Raw genomic sequence first — 19,894 nt, forward strand, 5'->3', positions numbered from 1 at the left:
TTCCTCGGCGAACGGGAACGGGGTCGGCGGGTCAGATCGAGATCCATCCCGCGGCGAGCCCGGCCGCGGCGGTCACGGCGATGGCCACCACCACCACGAAGAGGGCGAGCTCCACGGGTGCGAAGACCTTGCGGCCCTGCTCTCGCCGGGTCATCAGGAACAGGATCGTCGCCGGGGCGTAGAAGAGGAACGAGATCAGCACCAGCCCGATGCCGGCGGCGAACACCAGGAACGCCGTGTACAGGGTGGCGAGCACCCCGACCGCCAGGTCACCGCGCAGGGTGGAGGCCGGTGCGCCGTCGTACGTCTCGCGGGTCACGCGGAGTTTGACGGCGTACAGCGTCGCGAGCAGGAACGGGATCAGCGTCATGACGGCGGTCATGTCGAGGGCGAAGTCGAACGCGTCCTCGGAGAAGTACGTGAGCACGAGCACGACCGTGGACAGTGCCGTGCTCAGCAGCAGCGCGTTGACCGGCACGTCGCGGTCCGTCAGGCGGGAGAGGAAGCGCGGCATGTCACGGTCCCTCGCGGCGACGAACAGTACCTCGGCCGCCATGAGCGTCCACGCCAGATAGGCGCCGAGGACCGAGACGATGAGCCCGACCGAGACGAACACGGTGCCCCACTCGCCCACCGCGGCCTCCAGGACTCCCGCCATCGACGGCTGGTGCAGCTCGGCGATCTCGGCCATCGGCAGGATGCCGTAGGACACGATCGTCACGGACGCGAAGACCGCGAGCACGCTCACGAAGCCGAGGATCGTGGCCCGCCCCACGTCCTCCCGGCGGCGGGCGTGCCGGGAGTAGACGCTGGCCCCCTCGACGCCCAGGAACACGAAGACGGTCACCAGCATCGTGCCGCGCACCTGGTCGAACAGGGAACCCGCGTAGTCGGCGCCCTGCCAGTTCCCGGCGAACGCCGCCGGGTCGAGGACGAACAGCGCCAGCAGGACGAAGACGATGATCGGGATGACCTTGGCGACCGTCACGATCCGGTTGATCGCCGTCGCCTCCTTCACGCCGCGGCGCACCAGCAGGAAGAACAGCCACAGCCCCACGGTGGACAGCGCGAGCGCCGGCACGGTGTCCCCCGCGCCGAGCGCCGGGAACCACTGGCCCAGCGTCGACATGATGAGCACCCAGTAGGTGACGTTGCCGACGCACGCGCTCGCCCAGTAGCCCGCGGCGGAGAAGAAGCCGGTGTACTCGCCGAATCCGGCCTTGGCGTAGGCGTAGACGCCGGCGTCGAGCTCGGGCTTGCGGACCGCGAGGCGCTGGAACACGAACGCCAGCATCAGCATGCCCGTACCCGCGACCGCCCAGGCGATGAGAGCGCCCGCGACCCCCGTCTCCTGGGCGAACCGGCCCGGCAGCGAGAACACGCCGGCGCCGACCATCGACCCGACGACCATCGCGGTGAGGGTCGGCAGTGAGACCTTCGTCGTCGTCCCACCTGCCGGCGCCGCGGTCTCACGCTGCGTCATGCGTCCTCCAGCGGCGAATCAGCACCGGAACCTGCGCGGTGGAACGTTCACCTGCTGGGGACGATACAACTCACGCGCCGGGCCCGCCCGCGCAGCGGCCGCGCCACGGCCGGTCTCTCACACGGCGGGCGTCAGGAGTCCCTGCGTCGCGGTGCGGGCGCGCTCCAGACGGGCGGCGACGTCCTGCCAGTTCGCGATGTTCCAGAACGCCTTGACGTAGTCCGCCTTCACGTTCAGGTAGTCGAGGTAGAAGGCGTGCTCCCACATGTCGAGCATCAGCAGCGGTACCGTGCCGGCCGGCAGGTTGGCCTGCTGGTCGAACAGCTGGAACACCGAGAGACGCTGCCCCACCACGTCCCACGCCAGTACCGACCAGCCCGACCCCTGGATGCCGGTCGCGACCGCCGCGAAGTGCGCCTGGAACGCCGCGAACGAACCGAAGTACTCCGTGATCGCCGCCGCCAGCTCGCCCTCGGGCTCGCCGCCGCCGTCCGGGGACAGGTTGTTCCAGAAGATCGTGTGGTTGACGTGGCCGCCGAGATTGAACGCCAGGTTCTTCTCGTACAGGTTGACGGCCGCGAGGTCGCCGGCCGACCGGGCCTCGGCCAGGGCGTCGAGGGCGGCGTTCGCTCCTGACACGTACGTGGCGTGGTGCTTGTCGTGGTGCAGCTCCATGATGCGGCCACTGATGTGCGGCTCCAGGGCGGAGTAGTCGTAGGGCAGGTCCGGCAGGGTGTAGGTAGGCATCTTCCGTTCCTCTCGTCCGGTTTCGTGGACGTTCGCCACGCTAGGACCTCAACCAGCATTCAGGTCAACGGTGACACTCGCCACCGCACGCGCACGCCGCCGACCCTGCGCCCCCCCACGCCCATGGGTGCCGCCGGCACACGCCGGTGGTCTAAGGTAAGGCTCGCCTCACACACGATCGACCGTTCCGGAGTCGCCATGGCCCTCACCTCGCGCTTCTCGACCCGCCTCCTGCTCAGCACCGCCGCCATCGGCGCGGCGGGCGGGTTGCTCGTCGTCGGCCTGAACTACGCCCTCGTCGGCCTGCCGCCGAGCAGCCTGACCTATGCGATCTACGCGGCGACGACGCCGGCATGGTCGCTCGGGTCGTTCGTCGCCATGGCCCTCTTCCGGCGGCCGGGGGTCGCACTGCTCACCTCCGTGTTCTCCGGACTGGTGAACCTGGCCTCACCGTTCGGCGTCGCGCAGCTCGTGAACTTCCTCGTCATCGGCCTGCTGCTGGAGCTTCCGTTCGCCGTGGCCCTGTACCGGAGATGGAGCGACCGGTACTTCTGGGTCGCGTTCCCCGCGGGCGCCCTGCTGCTCAGCGTGGGCTACCTCGTCCCGACGCTCGCCGCCGGCGCCATCGTCCCGTCCGAGATCGCGCCCTGGCCGGCGGCGCTCCTGGTCGTGGCGACCGTCGCCCTCGCGCTCGGCCTCACCGCGCTCTCCCTGCGCACGGCGGCAAGCCTGCGCCGGGCGGGGATCGGCGGCGGGCGCGCGGTCGGCGCCACGCCACCGTCCGCGCGCGGCGACGACGCACCCGCGACGGCCGCCGAGTAGCCCATGACCGCTCCCCTGCTCCGGGCCGACGACGTCGCCGTACGGTACGACGGCGCGGCCGTCGCAGCCCCCGGTGGCGCCACCCTCACCGTCGGGCGGGGCGAGGTCGTCCTGCTGCTCGGACCGAGCGGCTGCGGCAAGTCGACGCTCGCCCTCGCGACCAACGGGCTGGTTCCGCAGTCGGTGCCCGCGACGGTGAGCGGCCGGCTGACCGTCACGGGCACGATCGATCCCGCCGCCACGCCGACTCCGCGGGTCGCCGCACGGGTCGGGATGGTGTTCCAGGACCCCGACGTCGGACTGGTCGCCGGAACGGTCCTGGACGAGGTGTGCTTCGGCCCGGAGAACCAGCGTCTGCCCCGCGACGAGGTGCTGGCCCGCGGGCAGGACGCGCTACGGCGCACCGGTCTGTGGGACCGTCGCCACGAGAACCCGGACGCCCTGTCCGGCGGGGGCCGCCAGCGGCTGGCGATCGCCTGCGCCCTCGCGCTGGGCGCCCCGCTCCTGGTCCTCGACGAGCCGACGGCGAACCTCGACCCCGTGGGTACCGAGGAGGTGTACGCGACGCTGCGGGAGCTCGTCGCCGACGGCGACCACGGTGTGCTGCTCGTGGAACACGACCTGGACGCCTGCGCCGGCCTCGTCGACCGCGTCGTCGTCCTCGACCGCGGCGGGCGCACCGTCATGACCGGGACCGCGCGCGAGGTCCTGGCCGAGCGCGCCGGTGAGCTCCTCGACCTCGGCGTCTGGCTGCCGGTGGCCACGCTTGCGGCCTGGCACCTGCGCGAGGCCGGGGTGCCGCTCGGCGGGCTCCCGCTCACGCCGGCCGAGCTGACCGTGGCCCTGGACTCGGCCCTCGACGACGTCCCGCGGCTGCCGGCGCCGGCCGGGACGACACCGCCCCGGCCGGCGGGCTCCCCCTCCGCCGCCTCGCCGGCCGGCGACGCCGTCGTCGAGGTCTCCCGGCTGACCGTCACCCGCCCCACCTCCGCCCGCACCCGCGGGCAGCGCCGCGTGACCGTGCTCGACGACGTGTCGCTGACCGTGCGCCGGGGCGATTTCGTCGCCGTCGTGGGCACGAACGGGGCGGGGAAGACCACTCTGCTGCGCGCCGTCGCGGGCGTGACTCCCCCGCCGCGAGGCACCGTGAAGGTCGCGGGGCTCGACCCGGCGCGTGCCGACGTGCGCGAGCTGGCCCGGCGGATCGGGTTCGTCTTCCAGAACCCCGAGCACCAGTTCGTGCGGTACACCGTGGCCGAGGAGCTCGCCCATGCCCTGGAGGTCCAGCGGACCCCCGCCGGGCGGATCGCCGAACGCGTGGAGGAGATGCTCGCGCGGTTCGGGCTCACCGAGCACCGCGACCGCCACCCGTTCCTGCTCTCCGGCGGGCAGAAGCGCCGCCTGTCGGTCGGAACCGCGCTCGTCGCGGGCGCGGAGGTGCTCGCACTCGACGAACCGACGTTCGGGCAGGACCGCGAGCGCGCCGCCGAGCTCCTGGACATCCTTGCCGCGCTCAACGCGGCCGGGACGACGGTGCTCGTCGTCACCCATGACCTGCAGCTCGTCGCCGACCACGCGAGCCATGTGGTGGTGCTGCGAGACGGCCGGCTGGTCGCGCACGACCGTACCGAGCGTGTCCTGGCCGGCGACGCCCTGATCGAGGCGGGTCTGCGCCTACCTCCCCTGGCCGAGGCCACCCGAGGGCTGACCCGGCATCCGGAGTGGCGGGCCGTCACCCGCGTCGCGGACCTGACGGCGGTGCGCGCATGACCGACCCGTACGCCCCCGTGGCGAGCCGGCGCTTCCTCCACCGGCTCAACCCGCTCGCCGTCGTGGCGGCCGTTGCCCCGGCCGTGATCGTCCTCGTCGCCGTACGCGACCTGGCGACGCCGCTGGTCCTGTTCGCCCTCGCCACCACGCTGCTGCTGGCCGGAGCGCATGTCCCCGCGCGGTACGCCGCACTGGCCTTCGGGCTGCCGCTCGCCTTCACCGTGGTGGCAGCCGTGTCGTTCGGGCTGTGGGCCGACCCCGACGCCGTCCCGGGCACGCCGACCCTGTTCGAGGCCGGCTCCTACCGGTTCACCGTCGGGTCGTGGCTCGCCGGACTGGCCATCTCCCTGCGGCTCGGCGCGCTCCTCGCCGTCGTCCTCGTGCCGGGGTTCGCCACGACCGGGCCCGACCTCGTACGCGCCGCGGTGCAGAACCTGCGCGTGCCGTACCGGATCGGGTACACCGCGTTCGCGGCGTTCCGGTTCGTGCCGCGCTTCGGGTACGAGCTCGCCGTCATCCGGGCCGCCCACCGGGTACGCGGCGTGGCCGGGGGCCGGGGCCCGCTCGGCGGGGTCCGCCGCTGGGCGGGCTACATCGTGCCCCTGCTCGCGGGCGCGATCCGGCATGCCGAGCGCGTGGCGCTGGCCATGGACGCCCGCGCGTTCGGCGCGTACCCCACCCGGACGGAGCGCTACCTCGTCCCGTTCCGGGCCGGCGATGCCGCGTTCGTCGGAGTGTGCTGGGCGGTCACGGCGGTGGTGGTGGCGTTCGCGCAGCCGGTCCTGGGGCTGCCGTCTCCGACGCCGGTCGTCTGAGACCGCCGCGTCGGCGGCACCGGTCAGCGGCGCAGCTCGATGGTGCTCATCCCGGAGAGGCTGAGGAAGACACGGTCACCGGCGTCGACGATCGTGGCCAGCACCTGGTCGCACGACGCGCAGCGGGCCACGAGGCCCGGTGCGTCGGGGTAGACCACGGCTCCCCCGATCGGTGACACCCCACCGCAGCCGATGCACCGCGCACGCGCGGCGGTCACGTCCTCCCGGAACACTTCCGAGAGGGCACCGGCGAGCGCGTTGCCGTCGAGACGAGTAGCCATGTCAGAGACCTCCGAAGCGTTCGGTACGGATGTCCGTCGGGGAATGCCCGAGCTCCTGCAACCAGCCCGCGATCGTCTCGACGAAGCGCGTCGAGCCACAGACGTAGACGCGCGGCCGCTGGGAAGCCGGGATCGTCGAGGCCGCGAGCGCCGCCTTGTCGAGACGGCCCACCGGCGCGGTCCAGCCGTCCGGCGCCTGGCGCGTGTAGACGACGTCGAGCGCGAACGCCGGGCCGTCGAGAGCGGCGAGCTCGTCCGCGAAGAAGACGTCGTCGGGCCGCCGGACGGAGTACAGCAGCCGAAGGGGTGCGGTGTCGCCGCTCGCGCCGTGCGCTGCCGCGATCGCGTAGAGCGGGACCACGCCGGACCCCCCGGCGACGAGCTGGACCGGACGGTCGCTCTCACCCGGCCGCCAGACGAAGAACGAGCCCAGCGGGCCGTGCACCTCGAGCTGATCCCCGCTGCGCACCTCGTGCACGAGGAACGGCGACACCTCGCCGTCCGGCAGTTCGTCGACGGCGAGCACCACGTCCCCCTCGGGTGTCGAGGACGCGATCGAGTAGGACCGGCTGGCCTGGTAGCCGTCCGGAGCGGTGAGCCGGAGGTCGAGGTGGGCGCCCGCCTCGCTGCCGGGCCAGCCGGGCACCTCGAGGGTGAGGCGGACGGCGGTGGGCGTCTCGGGACGGACGTCGGCCACCGTGGCGAGATGCCACGCGGCCCGCGGGCGGGAACGGCCGAGCCGCGTCCCGGATGGCGTGCTCACCAGTACCGCTCCTCCTTCCACGGGTCGCCGTAGAGGTGGTAGCCGTTCTGCTCCCAGAAGCCGGGCTCGTTGTCCGCCGTCATCGTCAGGCTGCGGATCCACTTGGCGCTCTTCCAGAAGTACAGGTGCGGCACGAGCAGGCGGGCGGGGCCGCCGTGCTCGGGGTCGAGCGGCTCGCCCTCCGCCTCCGTGGCGATCCACGCCTTGCCGTCGAGGAGGTCCTCGAGGGGAACGTTCGTCGTGTAGCCGCCGTAGGAGTGCGCCATGACGAACTCGTGCTCGGTCTCGACGTCCTCGAAGAGCTTGTCGAGGCTCACCCCGCGCCACGCCATGTCGAGCTTCGTCCAGTGGGTGACGCAGTGGATGTCGACGGTCACGTCCTCCACCCCGAGCGCGAGGAGCCCGTCCCAGTCCCACCGGTGGTCCGTGCCGGTCTCGTCGCGGAGTGTCAGTTCCCAGTCCGCCGCGTCGACCCGGGGCGTCGGCCCCGCGGTGAGCACCGGCCAGTCCTCGAAGAGCGTCTGGCCGGGCGGGAGGCGCGGGTTCTCCTCGCGCCGTCTGCCGGAGAAACCACGAGTGGTGAACGACATGCTGACTCCGATCTGCGCGAAGCTGCCGACCGACCCGGCCGTGTTCGATTGTAGGAGCATCGGGCCGCCGCGGGCCGGTCAGACCTCGCGCAGACGTCGCGCACGCCTCTCGTCGATCCCGCCGCGCCATCCCGCGAGGGGCACGGTGATGTCCGAGCGAGGACCGCCACGAGCCTTCCGGCCGGCCGCCCACCGTTCGCTCACGGGGACGAACCCGTCCCACGAGGGCGCGAGGACCGTGCTCGGCAGGACGCCGAGCTCGGCGAGGCCGACGAGGATGCCGTACCGCTGGTACTTGTCGGTGCCGGGAAGGATCTTCTCGCGCGCGATCACCCGCTCCAGTTCGCCGGGACGTGTCCCGGCCGGCTGGGCCCCGATGACGTCCAGCAGCGCGCCGAGCCGCTCCCGGTCCCCGTTCCCGGGCCGGGGGAGCCCCTCGGCGGCAGCGGCCTCCAGGTCGGGCAGGTACCGCTCGGGTTGTTCGTTCCACGACCAGCCCAGTGCGAGCCGCAGCAGCACCTCGGTGACGTCGACCTCGTGGTCCCCTCCGCCCGACCTCGCCAGGCCGCAGTCGGGAAGACCCCCCTCGGCCTTCGGCGCCGCGTCGAGGAACCGTGCCCAGCCGTACGAGACGGCCGTCTGGCGCCCGCGGGGCGCGCTGCCCAGCCCGGCGACGAAGGCGGCGAGGACGGCGTCCTCGTCGAGGACCCGTGCCGCGACGACCGACCGCTCCAGGACCTCCGACGGCGTCCACCGCTCGGTCGTGCGGACCGGCCAGCCGAGGCGCTCCACCGCGGCCACGTCCTCCGGGTCACGCGACTGCGCGGCACCCGTCACCGTGCCGGTGCGCGTGAACCGGTATCCGTAGCACCTCATCAGAGGTGCGAGCTCGGGCTCCGCGGGAACACGTCGAGGCGCTGTCACCACCGCACGCTACCGCGCGGACGCCTATCGGAGCAGTTGGTCGCCGTCCACCGACAGCCGCACCTCGTCTCCTGCGACGGAGGCGATCTGGCCCGGTTCGACGTAGCAGTGGCCCGAGAACAGGCCCTTGCCGTCGACCCGGACGAACCCCAGACGCGCGAGACGCTCCCGCGCCTCCTGGCTCATGCCGCTGTCCGTGCTGAACGCCTCGGCGACCCACGCGATCGGGTTGCTCGGCTCCTTCGACGCCGGGTCGGTGCCTTCGACCGCTCCGGAGTCGGCCATCCGCACGTCCTCGACCGTCCCCACCGTCTCACCGGCGGCGTCGACCACCGACATTCCCGGCACGACATCGCGGATCGGTCCCTCTGGTCCTGCGAACTCGGTCACGTCAACTCTCCTCCTCGGTGCTCGTCCGTCGCCCGCGCCGCCGGTCGTCAGACCGGCGGGTCGACGGGCTCGGAGCCACGTTCGATGGTCACCTTGTCGAACTCCGCGTCCGCGGGTTCGGCGAGCCGGCGTCCGTTGATCTCGTCGTGTCGCATGAACGCCGGCGGGTCCACGTGCACGCGCAGCGTGTACTCGCCGTCCTGCGGCAGCTCCCAGTTGCGCGCGTAGTGGTAGAGCATGGGATGCCACACCAGCTCCTGCGGGAACGGCCCCAGTTCCTGCCCGTCAGGTGTCACGAGAGCCGCGCTCACGCTCAGGCCGGGGATGAAGCGCCCGTCGGCCGCGTCGCACACCACGACCTCCACGTGCGCGTTGGCGCTCCCCGGGTTCCGCCACTGCAGCTTCCCGTTCTCCAGGTGGTACATGCCCTCGGCGTCCTCGATGGCGTAGCCGATCAGGTAGTCCCCGACCTGCTGCGTGCCGCCGGCCTTGGCGACGTCCTGGGCCATGTGGTCCAGGGCCTGCCGGTAGGCGTCCCCCTGAGCCGCGGCGAGCTCCAGCTGGCGCTCGGTCGCCTCCGACGAGCCCGGGTCCCCGGGCAGTGTGCCGCGTGTGCTCGTCATCCGTGCCTCCTCCATCGGGTGGTGGGTGCTCTTCGATGCTGCCCCGGAGTGCGCGCCCTCGCATCCGCGTGCCCGGGGCCCGCCTCACCGGCCGTGACGGTGCCGCACCGCCCTGCCCCCCCGGTGGCGACCGCGCCCGGCCCGGAGCACCGTGGGACCACGTCTCGACAGCATCCGACAGCGAGGAGAACGCCGTGCCGCAGGAGGACGGCCTGGGCTCCGGCCCTGGTTCCCGCTCCGGCCCCGGCGGTCCACGCCGGCGCCGGCACAGCGCCGCACGGGTCCTGAGGACGGTCGCGTCGGCGCTCGCCGTCGGCGCGGCGGCCCTCGTCGTCTACGGCGTGGCGATCGAACCGCGTCTGGTCCTCGCCACCCCGCGGCACCAGGTCACCATCCCGGGGCTGCACGACTCGTGGGACGGCGCGACGGTCGCCGTCGTCGCCGACCTGCAGACGGGGATGTGGTGGGCGAACACGCGGATGGTGGACCGTGCCGTGCGGGAGGTCGTCGACGAGGACCCCGACCTGGTCCTCCTGCCGGGCGACTTCCTCTACGGCGAGGACTCGTCGGTCACCCGGCAGGCACGGCAGGTCGTCGACCACCTGCGGCCGCTCACCGACACCACGACCCCCGTGGTCGCCGTGCTGGGCAACCACGACCATGCCACCGGAGGTGCGCGGGAGATCACGCGAGCCCTGGAGGACGCCGGCGTCCGCGTCCTGCACAACGACGCGTTCACGGTCACCCGCGAGGGCGAGCCGCTGCACGTGGTCGGGCTCGCCGCCACCCGTCCCGGCCTCACCGACGTCCGCGCCGCTCTGTCCGACGTCCCGCCGAAGGCTCCGCGGCTGGTCATGATGCACAACCCGACGGCGTTCCCGCGGCTGCCCGCCAGATCGGCGCCCCTGGCCGTCGCCGGCCACACCCACTGCGGCCAGGTCGTGCTCCCGGGGCCCTCGGGGTGGTCGCACGTGGCGCTCAGCGGTGAGGAGAAGACCGTCGCCGAGCACTGGGCCCCGCCCTCGTACGGTGCCGAGGGCAACCGCCTCTACGTCACCTGCGGCCTCGGATTCAGCCTCGTCCCCGTGCGTATCAACGCACCGCCCGAGGTCGCCCTCTTCATGCTCCGCGCACCATGAGACCCGGGCGGTCTCCTGACCCGGCTCAGCGCCGGTCCCGCTCGCCGGGTCCCGGCTCCCCGTCGCCGGCCTCCACGACTCGCTCCTCCCGCTGGAAGAGCACGTACAGCCACACGAGTGACGGCACGAGCAGAGCGGCACCCACGGCGAGGCTGGCCAGGACCGCTGCCAGCACCGCCTCCCCGGCGGCGGCCTCGGCGATCGTGACCCCCGGCTGCAGGATGTACGGGTACTGGGCGGCGGCCCACGCGGCCAGGAGCAGCGCCACGGCGCCTGCCGCCGTCAGGCGTGCGGCCGTGTACCGGCGCGCGTGCAGCAGGGCGAGCCCCGCGACACCGCTGAGCACCGACCCCGCGGCCACGGGCAGCGCGACACCGGTGAGACCGATGAACAACGCCTCCGCGTCCTGGGCGATCACGACGAGCCCGACGACGGCGAGCGCGCCGGTGAGCCATCCGACGAACAGCGCCCGGCCCCGGAAGTACTCCGCCAGGTCGTCACGTCCCGTACGGGTGGCGTCGCGGGTGAGGTAGGTGGCGGCGAGATACGCGCAGACCAGGACGGCCATCAGGCCGCTGAACAGGCTCGTGGTGTTCGTCCAGCTCGTCCGGGGATCGCCGTAGCCGTCGTAGGGAATCCGGCCCGAGGCGACGGCGCCGGCGACGGTGCCGAGGAAGAACGGCGTCAGCAGTGACGACGTGGCGAAGAGGATGCCGAACAAGCCCTCGAACCGCTCGCCGTGGAGCGACTTGCGGAAGGCGAAGGAGGACCCCCGGAAGATGATCCCTGCCGCCGCGAGGGTCAACGGCACGACCAGGGTTCCCGCGACGGAGGCGAACGCGCGCGGGAACGCCGTCCACCCGATCACCACGGCGAAGATCAGCCAGACGTGGTTGGTCTCCCACACCGGCCCGATCACGTGCTCGAGGAGCTCACGCCGGCGCCTGCCCGGTTCCCCGCGGCCGGCGAGCAGGTCCCAGATCCCGGCGCCGAAGTCGGCACCGCCGAACAGCACGTAGGCGACGATGCCGAGCCACAGGAGCGCGAGGCAGACGTCCGCGGCGCTCATCTCGGGTCCTCGCCGTCCGGGACGACGCGGTAGTCGGAGACCCTCCTGGCGGCGCCGTCGTCGAAGGGCGCCCGGGCCAGCCGGCGCAGGACGTAGATCAACGCGACGGTGAGCAGGACGTAGACGGGTAGCAGCGCATAGAACCCGTAGCGGAGCCCGGACATCGGGTTCACGGCGTCGGCGGTCAGCATCTGGCCGTAGACGATCCACGGCTGCCGGCCGACCTCGGTGACCACCCAGCCCGCCTCCAGCGCCACCACCGCGGCGGGCCCGGCGACCACGGCGGCACGGTAGAACCACGACGAGTCGGGGAGGCGTCTTCGCCGCCATGCGACGACGGCGAACCACGCGGACAGGGCCAGCAGCGCGAGGCCGACCGCGACCATGATGTCGAACGCCCAGTGCACGATGCCGACCGGTGGGCGCAGGTCGGGTGGCACCTCCTCCAGTCCGGCGACCGTGGCGTCCGGGTCCCAGTACGCCAGCAGTGACAGCGCGTTCGGGATCTCGACGGCGTACCGGAGCTCGTCGTCGACCACGATGCCCCCGAGGCGCAACGCAGCCCCCTGTTCGGTGCGGAAGAGCGCCTCCATCGCCGCCAGTTTGACCGGCTGGTGCTCGGCGACGCTGTGGGCCGCCCAGTCACCGACGGCGACCTGGGCCGGCGCGGCGACCGCGCCGAGCGAGAACGCCAGGGCGAAAGCCCGGCGATGGTACGCGTCCCCCTTGCCCCGCAGGATCGCGACGGCGTAGACGGAGGCCACCAGGAATCCCGTCACCATGAGCGCCGCGAGAAGCATGTGCACCGTCTGGTGCGGTGTGGCCCTGTTGAACATCGCCTCCCACGGGGAGACGTCGACCACGCGCCCGTCGACGAGGCGGAAGCCCTCGGGCTGTTGCATCCACGCGTTGGCGGTCACCACGAAGAACGCCGACGCGAGTCCCGCCAGCACGATCGGGATGCCGGACAGGAGGTGCGCGCGTGGCGGTAGCCGTCCCCACGCGAAGAGATAGATCCCCAGGAAGATCGCCTCGATGAAGAAGGCGATGCCCTCGATGGCGAACGGCAGCCCGATGACCTCTCCGTACGTGCCCATCAGGCCGGGCCAGAGCAGGCCCATCTCGAACGAGAGGATCGTGCCCGACACGGCTCCGACGGCGAAGACCACCGCCAGCGCCTTGGCCCACCGGCGTGCCAGCAGGGTCCAGCCGCGGTCCCCCGTGCGGATGCCCCGCCACTCCGCCAGCAGCACCAGGGCGGGGAACCCCACGCCGAGGCAGGCCACGACGATGTGCCAGCCGAGCGAGAGCGCCATCTGCATACGGGCGGCGACGAGGTCTTCGATCACCCGCTTCTCTCCCCTCCCTGAGAGTTCGGCCGGGATGTCGGACGGGCCGCGTGCCGTCCGAGCGGCAGGTTCCGCGTCAGGCTAGGCCGGTGGCCGAGCACTCGCCACAGCGGCGACGCGTGAGCGAGAAGCCGGGAACCGCCGCCGGGGCGGACCTTCACCGCCAGTCCGTCGGCGACCTTTTGTGATCGTTCTTGATCGTTCTCCGCACTGGTTCTTTCTGATACATTCACTCCTGCACTACTCTGACGGGTAGTGCTCGACACTGTGAACCCATCCCCTGCAACGACGCACAGGAGGTTCTTCGAACATGAACGCATCCCGGATCCGGCCGCTGCGCCGGCTCTTGGCGGGTCTGGCCACGCTGGTCCTGCTGCCGGTCACCGCCGCCGCTCTGTCAGCGGCTCCCGCATCGGCTGCCACCAGCCAGTTCCGTGGCATGAACTGGGCCGTGCTGGGTGACAACTTCAGCACCGGCAACCTCGTCCTGGACGGGCTGTCCAGCTCCGACAGCTACTCGACCGTCAAGGCGAAGGCGAACGCCCTGTACGACGACATGGAGTCGAGCCTCGGGGTCAACACGGTCCGCCTGCCCGTCAACACGCACACGGTCGGCTCCTCCTGGTGGGCGAGCTACCGGGGCACGATCGACGCCGCGACCGAGCGCGGCTGGAAGGTCGTCCTGGCGTACTGGGAGGACGGGGCCGCCTCCGGCGGGCGCGTCACCGACTACGCCGCGTGGAACTCCATGTGGTCGGAGGTGACGAGTCGGTACGGCGGCAACGACCTGGTGTACTTCGAGCCGATGAACGAGCCGCACGGCTACAGCTCGTCCGAGTGGCGCGACGTCGCCGCCGACTGGCTCGACCACCACTACTCCGCGGTGCCGGGCCGCGTGCTGATCGGCGGCACCGGGTACAGCCAGGACCTCCGCGACCTGTGCACCGACAGCCGCTTCTCCGACACGCTGTTCTCGTTCCACCACTACGCCTTCTTCTACGGCGAGAACACCTACGACGGCTGGCTCGACCACATCAGGACCCGTCTGGGGAACTGCGCCTCGCGTGCGGTCGTGACGGAGTTCGGTGCCCCCATGAACGACGGCCGCGACTACGCCGACGGCGGGAGCACGGACAACTTCGTGCGGCACGTCCGTGCCGTGACGCAGGTCATGCGGGACAACGGCATGGGTGCGACGTACTGGCCCGCCCTGGGCGGCAAGCCGGGCGACATCGGCTACGACTGGTACTCGATGTACGCCAAGAGCGGCGGCGGCACCGATCTGAACCTCTCGATCCGCAACTCCTCCGGGGCGGAGCGCCTGAGGTACGGCTGGGGCGACGACGTCTCCGGCGGCACCCCCAGCGGAACCGTGACCCAGATCGTCAACGAGTCGTCCGGCAAGTGCGTGGACGTGGTGCAGGCGTCCACGGCCAACGCCGCGGAGATCATCCAGTACACGTGCTCCGGTGCGTCGAACCAGCGGTTCGAGCTACGGGATCTCGGCAACGGGTACCACAACCTCGTCGCACAGCACTCCGGCAAGTGCCTGGACGTGAGCAACGCGTCCACGGCCGACAACGCCGCCGTCATCCAGTACACCTGCGGCAGCGGCACCAACCAGCAGTGGCAGCTGCGGCCGGTGTCCGGCTCGAGCCGTGTCGAGATCGTGGCCCGCCACTCGGGCAAGTGCCTCGACGTGGTCGGCCAGTCGTCCGCGAACGGCGCCAGGCTGCAGCAGTACTCCTGCTGGGGCGGCGCCAACCAGCGCTGGGACCTCTGACCGGCACGGAAGGTGAGAGCCGCCGCCCCCGGGTGACCTCGGGGGCGGCGGCTCACGCCGCGGACGGCGGCGGCTCTCCGCGGGCAGGGACGTAGGGTGGACGGATGACCTCGCCGGCGTCCGTGGAACGCGCCCTGGCCGACGCCGCGACTCGTGGGCTCGACGTGGCGCTGCGCCCCCGGGGACGCGGCTCCGAGGACGTCCGCCCGGACGGGACCGTGCCGGTGAAGACCATCGTGCTGCATCAGCGGGACGGATTCGTGTTCGTCCTGGTGCCGTTGGAGGAGCGGTTCTCCTGGCCGAAGCTGCGTGCCGCCCTCGGGATGAACCGGGTGCGGCTGCCCGACGAGGAGGAGGCGTACCTGGCGACCGGGTACCGCCGGGGAACCATCACCCCGCTCGGGGCCACGACGGCCTTCCCCGTGGTCGCGGACCGGCGCATCATCGGGCACGACATCACACTCGGGTCGGGTAGTCCCGACCACGCCGTGAAGGTAAGCGCCGACGAGCTCGTCCGGGCCTACGACGCGACCGTCGTCGACCTCACCCCCGCCCGGACGGCCTGAGCCCGCACGGGCGGCGGCCCGGCCGTGGCCGGCGGAGGCGTCCGACCGCCGCGTCATCCACCGCACTGGGCGCGCTCGTAGGCGGCCAGAACCGAACTCGTCGAGCCTCCGGTGTGCAGGTGTCTGGAGTCGAGCGCCTCGGCGAGCCCGCCCAGGGCGACGTCGAGGACAGCACCGGCGTGCCGCAGGCTCGCCGCACCGGACTCCCGCGCCGCTGCGGACAGCTCCAGCGCGTACGGGGCCAGCGTGGCCAGGGAGGAACTGGGCTCCGGATCCGCGAAGTAGTACGTGACCTCGTACTGCAGGAGGTCGACGCGTACCTGGTCGAGCTCTGCCGCCAGCCCACGCAGGATCGGTGCCCCCGCCCCCGCTCCGATCCCCTCCGGTTCCTCCTGCCGCAGGAGCTGCGCCGTACGGGTTCTGCGCAGCCCGTCGAGCTGCAGCGCGGCGGCGCGTCGTCGCCCCAGGGCGGGATAGACCTGGAGGATCCACGAGACCCCCGCGGTGAGGAGCCCGAAACCGATCATGCCCTCGACCGGGGCCGCCAGCCGCAGCCACCCGGCCGTGGGTACCACGTCGCCGAAGCCGAGCGTCGTCAGGGTGACGGTCGAGACGTAGAACGCGTCGACGAGGTCGTCGCGGCGCGCCGGTTCGAGACCGATGCCGTAGGAGAACCCGCTGTCGAGGTGCGGCCAGTACACCAGGGCCCAGCCGGTGACGACCAGACCCAGCCAGACCACCGCCACGGCGACCATGACGGCCGGACCGCCCAGTCCGGTCGCGCGCCCCCCGAGACGCCGGCAGGCGCGCCACACGAGACCGCTCACCACCGGGCTGATACGGCCTCGCCCGCTGGGATGCAGCAACGCGTGGAACACGTCGCGCAGGGCCAGCAGAACAAGGACCGCCCCGGCACCCGTCGCCAGGGCCGTCACCATGTCGATCCGGCCCGGGAGCTCCGCCCGGGCCTCACTCCCGTCACCGATCCCGTCATGACAGTCACGCTACGCACAGCACACCCGCGCAGCACATCAGCCGACCCGCTGCGCCGGCTCACGCCCCACCGTCGAGCCGCCCCGCCCTGCTCCAGGCCGGCACCGCGACGTGCAGCGCGTTGCGGTCCACCCGGAACGCGGCCGGGGTCGTCGCCGCGAGCTCGCCGTCCAGGTTGAGCGGCATCGGCACGGTCGTGACCACGTCCACGGCCCTCGTCACGACGTGCCGCACCTGGTCGTGCTCGATCAGGCTGCCGTCCCGGAGCAGCCGTGCGATGGACACGTGGTCACGCAGCCGCCCCTTGACGATGGCGTACACGTCCAGCAGTCCGTCGTCGGGCGACGCCGTCGGGGACACGGTGTTACCGCCGCCGTAGTGCCTCCCGCTGCCGACGGCGACCTGCAGCAGCTCGTCGAGGTCCAGCGGCTCCTGGTCCCCGGCGGGGAACTCCAGCCGGGCCGCGAACGGCCGGTGGTGCCGGAACGCGCGCAGCGTCGCCACCACGTAGGCCGCCGGCCCGAGGAACCGCTTGAGGCGGGGCGTCAGCCGGCGTGTGACCTCCACCGACAGCCCGAACGAGGCGACGTTCAGGTAGGCGCTCCCGTTCACCCGCCCGACGTCGAGGTCCACGATCTTGCCACCGAGCATCTCGCGAGCAGCCACGACCGGATCCGGCGAGAGCTCCAGCGTCCGCGCGAAATCGTTGGCGGTACCCAACGGAAGCACACCCAGCACCGTCGTCGTCCCCGCGACGCGGGTCGCTGCCGCGCCGACCGTACCGTCGCCGCCGCCCACGACCAGCAGCCGCGGTGGTTCCGTCATGACCCGGTCCAAGGCCTCGGCGAGTCCGCCACCCGAGGTCACCTCGTGGGTCCGCAGGTCACCGACACCACCGGTGAGGAGCACCTCACGAACGGCCGCCAGCGCGTCCGCACCGCTGCGGGCGCCCGCGTTGACCACGAGATCCACGCGCGCGCCCGGCTCCGACAGCAGGCTGATCGTCTCCACGAACGTCGACCGTACCCCCGCATCCTGGCCGCCTACTGGATGCGCTCGGCCCCGCTCCCCCCTTCCCGGGTCCGCGAGACGGTTCAGGAGACGTAGTTCCGGGTTCCCGTGCCGAGCTGCATGTCTTCGAGGAGGCGGTAGCCGGCCTCCACGTCTCGAGGCACGGGCCGGCGCTCCGCCACCACCCAGGGCAGCCCGCGCACCGCCTCGGCGATCCCCAGCGCGGTGATGCGGTCCCTGGGCAGCCGTGCCAGAAGCCGGCCCGTGCGTCGCACCGCGCTGAACAGTGGTCGCCGCAGCCAGGTGAACCACAGCGTGTTGCGGATCCCGTGCCGGCGTCGCAGGTGAGGGTCCCGGAGCGTGGAGGCGCGGTGATGCGCCACGATCTCGGGCACGTAGGCCATCCGCCATCCGGCTCTGGCCAGGTCCGACGCCAGGAGCTCCTCCTCTCCGCCGAGCCAGATCCGGTCGTGGAAGCCGCCGACCTGCTCGAAGGCGGACCGGCGCACCACCGAGACGCCGGCGAGGAAGCTCAGCAGCGGATGACCGGGCAGCCCGGGCGGTCGCGGCAGCGGGCTGCGGGCCATCTCCTCGCAGATGGCATCCAGCCGGCCCTTCGGTTCCACGACGATGCTCGCGGTGACCACGGCCAGGGCCGGATGGGCGTCGAGAAGGTCCGCCGCGGCGGAGAGGGCACCCGGCTCGTACCAGGTGTCGTCGTCGCAGAAGGCGACGTAAGGCGTCTCCGAGACCGCGGTTCCGAGATTGCGGCCGACCGCGCCGAGGTTCCCCTCCGGACGGAGCAGGACGACGTCCGGGTGCCGGGTCCGCACCATCTGCGCGGTTCCGTCCGTGCAGCCGTTGTCGACGACGACGACCGTGGGCCGCTCCGGCAGTGCTCGGAGACGCTGCAGCGCCACGTCGGCCTCCGCGCGGCGCTCGTGAGTGATCATGACGACGGAGACGCGCCCGTCCCGCGTCTCGTTCCGGCCGTGCCAGGACGACCGCGCCCCGGGCCCACCCTGCTCGCTCGCGGTGCTCTGTTCGGCGGTGCTCTGTTCGGCGGTGCCCCGGTCGTTCGGGGTGCCCCGGTCGTTCGGGGTGCCCTGGTCGTTCGGGGTGCCCTGTTCCTGGTGACGACTCCCTTCCTCGCTCTGGTCGTCGAGCAGCCGGCGAGCACGCTCGACGTGCTCGGGCACCGTCTGCCGTCGCGCCAGAGCACGTGGAAGCTCCGGCAGCGCGGCGGCGACGGCTCGGGGGCCGACATCCCGGTCGCGCATGCCGGCGGCCACGGTTCGCGCCACGACCGGCCAGGGGCGACGCATCGACGCGGTCAGGATCCTGTCTCGCTCCTCGCGGACCCGGCTCCTCGACGCGGCGCGCGTCCCCGAGCGTCGACGGTGCGCGACGACACCGTCGACATAGGCCAGACCCCAGCCGGCCGCCGTGAGATCGAGAGCCAGCTTCTCCTCGGCGATGCAGGCCAACCGTTCGTCGAACCCGCCGCACAGCACGTAGGCCGAGCGGCGCACCACGGCCCCGCAGGCGAGGAACCCGAGCACCGACGGACCGGGCAGGTCCGCCTCGGTTCCCAGTGGCGAGGCGGCCATCAGCGCACAGAGGGGATCGGGATCACCGGCCGGTCCGGTCGACACGCGCGCGGCGAGCACCGCCAGTCGTGGGTGGGCGTCGAGCACCCGCGCGGCCTCGTCGAGAGCCCCCGGTTCCCACCACGAGTCATCATCGGCGAAGGCGACGTAAGCGGTCCGCGCCCGCCGCGCGCCGATGTCGCGCGCGACGGCCAGGCCGCGGTCCTCACCCAGTTCCACGACGTCGACGTCCGGACGCCACCGGCGCACCAGGTCGGGCGTACCGTCGGTCGAGCCGTTGTCCACCAGGACCACCGGCCCTCCTCCCTCGGGCAGGGAGCGGCGCACGTCCGGCCGGCGGTTCCGGGTGACGACCACGGTCGTCACCCGTTCCGGCCGCCGGCGCCGCGGTGCGGACGACCGGTCGGCGCCGGTGGCGAGGTCCGTCTCCGACAGCGACCTACCCATCCGCGGACCGCCCGCGAGGAGCCCGGTCACCGTCCCCCGGCTCCCGGGTGGCAGGTGAGCGATGGTCGGATCGCCGCGCCGGCGGCGCCAGGGCGGCGACCACGTCCGTCATCGTCCCGTGCTGGTTGGTGGCCATCTCGACGATGTGCCGCGCGACGTCGCGCACGGCGACGTTCGTGTCGTTGGAGGCGCTGCGCAGACGCTCGAACGCTTCCTCGGGATCGATCCGCAACGAGATGGCGATGATGCCCTTGGCCTGCTCGATCGGAGCACGCGTGGCGGCCGCCGCGCGGATCGACGCGCTCGCCGCCTCGCTCGCCCGGGCCTTCACCGAGGACGTCACGTCGATGAAGTAGCCGACCAGCTCCTGGACCTCACGGGTAGCGACGTCCCGGCGGCCCTGCCCGACGACGGCCAGCGTCCGCTCGCGCCCGTGGGCGTCCATGATGCGGTGAACACTGCTGAACGGATCGCCGGTCGCCGCGGCCTCATCCAGCGCGCGGGACGCACGCTCCCGGTCCTGCGGATGCTTGTGCGCCAGGACGAGCGCCGTGGTCGGCACCACTTCTCCGGGTTCGAAGCCGTGGATGTGGAACGTCTCGTCCGACCACCACCACCGCTGCGTGGCGATCTCGTACCGGTACCGCCCGACGACGTGATGGGTGCCGTGCGCGAGGGCACGTTCGATCTGCATCGGTTCCGCGGTCATACGTACAGCC

Annotated in this window: 20 protein-coding genes; 6 read left to right on the forward strand and 14 right to left on the reverse strand. The window is 72.4% G+C overall.

Annotated elements, in window-relative coordinates; translation table 11 throughout:
* Positions 1–31: 31 nt before the first annotated feature.
* Together J0911_RS14890 and J0911_RS14895 are read right to left on the reverse strand one after the other, a co-directional pair.
* On the reverse strand, positions 32–1,483 hold the full coding sequence (locus J0911_RS14890) for a basic amino acid/polyamine antiporter (protein ID WP_207276263.1): 1,452 nt from the start codon (positions 1,481–1,483) through the stop codon (positions 32–34).
* Between the two features lie 117 nt (positions 1,484–1,600).
* Positions 1,601–2,230: a superoxide dismutase gene (locus J0911_RS14895; RefSeq protein WP_207276264.1), complete on the reverse strand. Its 630-nt coding sequence runs from the start codon at positions 2,228–2,230 to the stop codon at positions 1,601–1,603.
* Between the two features lie 198 nt (positions 2,231–2,428).
* Between J0911_RS14895 and J0911_RS14900 the strand changes: the two genes are divergently transcribed.
* From J0911_RS14900 to J0911_RS14910, 3 genes are read left to right on the forward strand one after another with little or no spacing between them, the layout of a single operon-like run.
* Positions 2,429–3,052, forward strand: a complete 624-nt coding sequence (locus J0911_RS14900) for an ECF transporter S component (RefSeq protein WP_207276265.1) — start codon at positions 2,429–2,431, stop codon at positions 3,050–3,052.
* A gap of 3 nt (positions 3,053–3,055) precedes the next feature.
* Positions 3,056–4,822 carry an ABC transporter ATP-binding protein gene (locus J0911_RS14905; RefSeq protein ID WP_207276266.1) on the forward strand — a complete coding sequence of 589 codons (1,767 nt, stop codon included), beginning with the start codon at positions 3,056–3,058 and terminating at the stop codon, positions 4,820–4,822.
* On the forward strand, positions 4,819–5,637 hold the full coding sequence (locus tag J0911_RS14910; RefSeq protein WP_207276267.1) for an energy-coupling factor transporter transmembrane component T: 819 nt from the start codon (positions 4,819–4,821) through the stop codon (positions 5,635–5,637). Before J0911_RS14905 ends, J0911_RS14910 begins: the two co-directional genes overlap by 4 nt.
* 23 nt (positions 5,638–5,660) lie before the next feature.
* Here the strand turns inward: J0911_RS14910 and J0911_RS14915 are convergent, their stop codons facing one another.
* From J0911_RS14915 to J0911_RS14940, 6 genes are all read right to left on the reverse strand, one after another.
* Entirely contained in the window at positions 5,661–5,918 is a 258-nt protein-coding gene (locus J0911_RS14915; RefSeq protein ID WP_207276268.1) for a DUF6510 family protein, read from the reverse strand.
* Between the two features lies 1 nt (position 5,919).
* Positions 5,920–6,681: an FAD-binding oxidoreductase gene (locus tag J0911_RS14920; RefSeq protein WP_207276269.1), complete on the reverse strand. Its 762-nt coding sequence runs from the start codon at positions 6,679–6,681 to the stop codon at positions 5,920–5,922.
* The gene (locus tag J0911_RS14925; RefSeq protein WP_207276270.1) at positions 6,678–7,271 is read right to left on the reverse strand and encodes a molybdopterin-dependent oxidoreductase; all 594 of its coding nucleotides are present in this window, start codon (positions 7,269–7,271) and stop codon (positions 6,678–6,680) included. The genes J0911_RS14920 and J0911_RS14925 overlap by 4 nt, the downstream gene beginning before the upstream one ends.
* Before the next feature lie 78 nt (positions 7,272–7,349).
* The gene (locus tag J0911_RS14930) at positions 7,350–8,195 is read right to left on the reverse strand and encodes a hypothetical protein (RefSeq protein WP_207276271.1); all 846 of its coding nucleotides are present in this window, start codon (positions 8,193–8,195) and stop codon (positions 7,350–7,352) included.
* Between the two features lie 24 nt (positions 8,196–8,219).
* Entirely contained in the window at positions 8,220–8,585 is a 366-nt protein-coding gene (locus J0911_RS14935; RefSeq protein WP_207276272.1) for a DUF2171 domain-containing protein, read from the reverse strand.
* A 47-nt stretch (positions 8,586–8,632) separates the two neighbouring features.
* Entirely contained in the window at positions 8,633–9,208 is a 576-nt protein-coding gene (locus J0911_RS14940) for an iron transporter (RefSeq protein ID WP_207276273.1), read from the reverse strand.
* A gap of 194 nt (positions 9,209–9,402) precedes the next feature.
* Here J0911_RS14940 and J0911_RS20880 point away from each other — a divergent pair, with 194 nt between their 5' ends.
* The gene (locus J0911_RS20880) at positions 9,403–10,347 is read left to right on the forward strand and encodes a metallophosphoesterase (protein WP_207276274.1); all 945 of its coding nucleotides are present in this window, start codon (positions 9,403–9,405) and stop codon (positions 10,345–10,347) included.
* A gap of 25 nt (positions 10,348–10,372) precedes the next feature.
* Here the strand turns inward: J0911_RS20880 and J0911_RS14950 are convergent, their stop codons facing one another.
* A complete protein-coding gene (locus J0911_RS14950) occupies positions 10,373–11,416 on the reverse strand; it encodes a cytochrome d ubiquinol oxidase subunit II (protein WP_207276275.1) in 1,044 nt (347 codons plus the stop codon).
* Positions 11,413–12,765, reverse strand: coding sequence for a cytochrome ubiquinol oxidase subunit I (locus J0911_RS14955; protein WP_207276276.1), 1,353 nt, complete (start codon positions 12,763–12,765; stop codon positions 11,413–11,415). Before J0911_RS14955 ends, J0911_RS14950 begins: the two co-directional genes overlap by 4 nt.
* Positions 12,766–13,075: 310 nt before the next feature.
* Here J0911_RS14955 and J0911_RS14960 point away from each other — a divergent pair, with 310 nt between their 5' ends.
* Positions 13,076–14,548, forward strand: coding sequence for an RICIN domain-containing protein (locus J0911_RS14960; protein ID WP_207276277.1), 1,473 nt, complete (start codon positions 13,076–13,078; stop codon positions 14,546–14,548).
* Between the two features lie 104 nt (positions 14,549–14,652).
* Complete coding sequence (locus tag J0911_RS14965) at positions 14,653–15,114, forward strand: aminoacyl-tRNA deacylase (RefSeq protein ID WP_207276278.1); 462 nt, start codon at positions 14,653–14,655, stop codon at positions 15,112–15,114.
* A 53-nt stretch (positions 15,115–15,167) separates the two neighbouring features.
* Here the strand turns inward: J0911_RS14965 and J0911_RS14970 are convergent, their stop codons facing one another.
* The 4 genes from J0911_RS14970 to J0911_RS14985 form a co-directional block, all read right to left on the reverse strand.
* Positions 15,168–16,052 (reverse strand): potassium channel family protein, encoded by an 885-nt coding sequence (locus tag J0911_RS14970; protein ID WP_207276279.1) that lies wholly within the window; start codon positions 16,050–16,052, stop codon positions 15,168–15,170.
* Positions 16,053–16,167: 115 nt separating this feature from the next.
* Positions 16,168–17,118, reverse strand: a complete 951-nt coding sequence (locus tag J0911_RS14975; RefSeq protein WP_307865103.1) for a YegS/Rv2252/BmrU family lipid kinase — start codon at positions 17,116–17,118, stop codon at positions 16,168–16,170.
* A gap of 83 nt (positions 17,119–17,201) precedes the next feature.
* Complete coding sequence (locus J0911_RS14980; RefSeq protein ID WP_207276280.1) at positions 17,202–19,175, reverse strand: glycosyltransferase family 2 protein; 1,974 nt, start codon at positions 19,173–19,175, stop codon at positions 17,202–17,204.
* Positions 19,168–19,884 carry a PAS and ANTAR domain-containing protein gene (locus J0911_RS14985; RefSeq protein WP_207276281.1) on the reverse strand — a complete coding sequence of 239 codons (717 nt, stop codon included), beginning with the start codon at positions 19,882–19,884 and terminating at the stop codon, positions 19,168–19,170. The genes J0911_RS14980 and J0911_RS14985 overlap by 8 nt, the downstream gene beginning before the upstream one ends.
* Between the last annotated feature and the right edge of the window lie 10 nt (positions 19,885–19,894).

Origin of the sequence: Myceligenerans salitolerans (assembly GCF_017349295.1) — a bacterium.
GTDB classification, from domain to species: Bacteria; Actinomycetota; Actinomycetes; order Actinomycetales; family Cellulomonadaceae; genus Myceligenerans; species Myceligenerans salitolerans.

Excerpts from the sequence above, each read along its gene's own strand:
- J0911_RS14890 (WP_207276263.1), bottom strand. The coding sequence starts at position 1,483 with ATGACGCAGCGTGAGACCGCGGCGCCGGCAGGTGGGACGACGACGAAG.
- J0911_RS14895 (WP_207276264.1), bottom strand. The coding sequence starts at position 2,230 with ATGCCTACCTACACCCTGCCGGACCTGCCCTACGACTACTCCGCCCTG.
- J0911_RS14900 (WP_207276265.1), top strand. The coding sequence starts at position 2,429 with ATGGCCCTCACCTCGCGCTTCTCGACCCGCCTCCTGCTCAGCACCGCC.
- J0911_RS14905 (WP_207276266.1), top strand. The coding sequence starts at position 3,056 with ATGACCGCTCCCCTGCTCCGGGCCGACGACGTCGCCGTACGGTACGAC.
- J0911_RS14910 (WP_207276267.1), top strand. The coding sequence starts at position 4,819 with ATGACCGACCCGTACGCCCCCGTGGCGAGCCGGCGCTTCCTCCACCGG.
- J0911_RS14915 (WP_207276268.1), bottom strand. The coding sequence starts at position 5,918 with ATGGCTACTCGTCTCGACGGCAACGCGCTCGCCGGTGCCCTCTCGGAA.
- J0911_RS14925 (WP_207276270.1), bottom strand. The coding sequence starts at position 7,271 with ATGTCGTTCACCACTCGTGGTTTCTCCGGCAGACGGCGCGAGGAGAAC.
- J0911_RS14940 (WP_207276273.1), bottom strand. The coding sequence starts at position 9,208 with ATGACGAGCACACGCGGCACACTGCCCGGGGACCCGGGCTCGTCGGAG.
- J0911_RS14950 (WP_207276275.1), bottom strand. The coding sequence starts at position 11,416 with ATGAGCGCCGCGGACGTCTGCCTCGCGCTCCTGTGGCTCGGCATCGTC.
- J0911_RS14960 (WP_207276277.1), top strand. The coding sequence starts at position 13,076 with ATGAACGCATCCCGGATCCGGCCGCTGCGCCGGCTCTTGGCGGGTCTG.
- J0911_RS14965 (WP_207276278.1), top strand. The coding sequence starts at position 14,653 with ATGACCTCGCCGGCGTCCGTGGAACGCGCCCTGGCCGACGCCGCGACT.
- J0911_RS14970 (WP_207276279.1), bottom strand. The coding sequence starts at position 16,052 with ATGGTGACGGCCCTGGCGACGGGTGCCGGGGCGGTCCTTGTTCTGCTG.
- J0911_RS14980 (WP_207276280.1), bottom strand. The coding sequence starts at position 19,175 with ATGGGTAGGTCGCTGTCGGAGACGGACCTCGCCACCGGCGCCGACCGG.
- J0911_RS14985 (WP_207276281.1), bottom strand. The coding sequence starts at position 19,884 with ATGACCGCGGAACCGATGCAGATCGAACGTGCCCTCGCGCACGGCACC.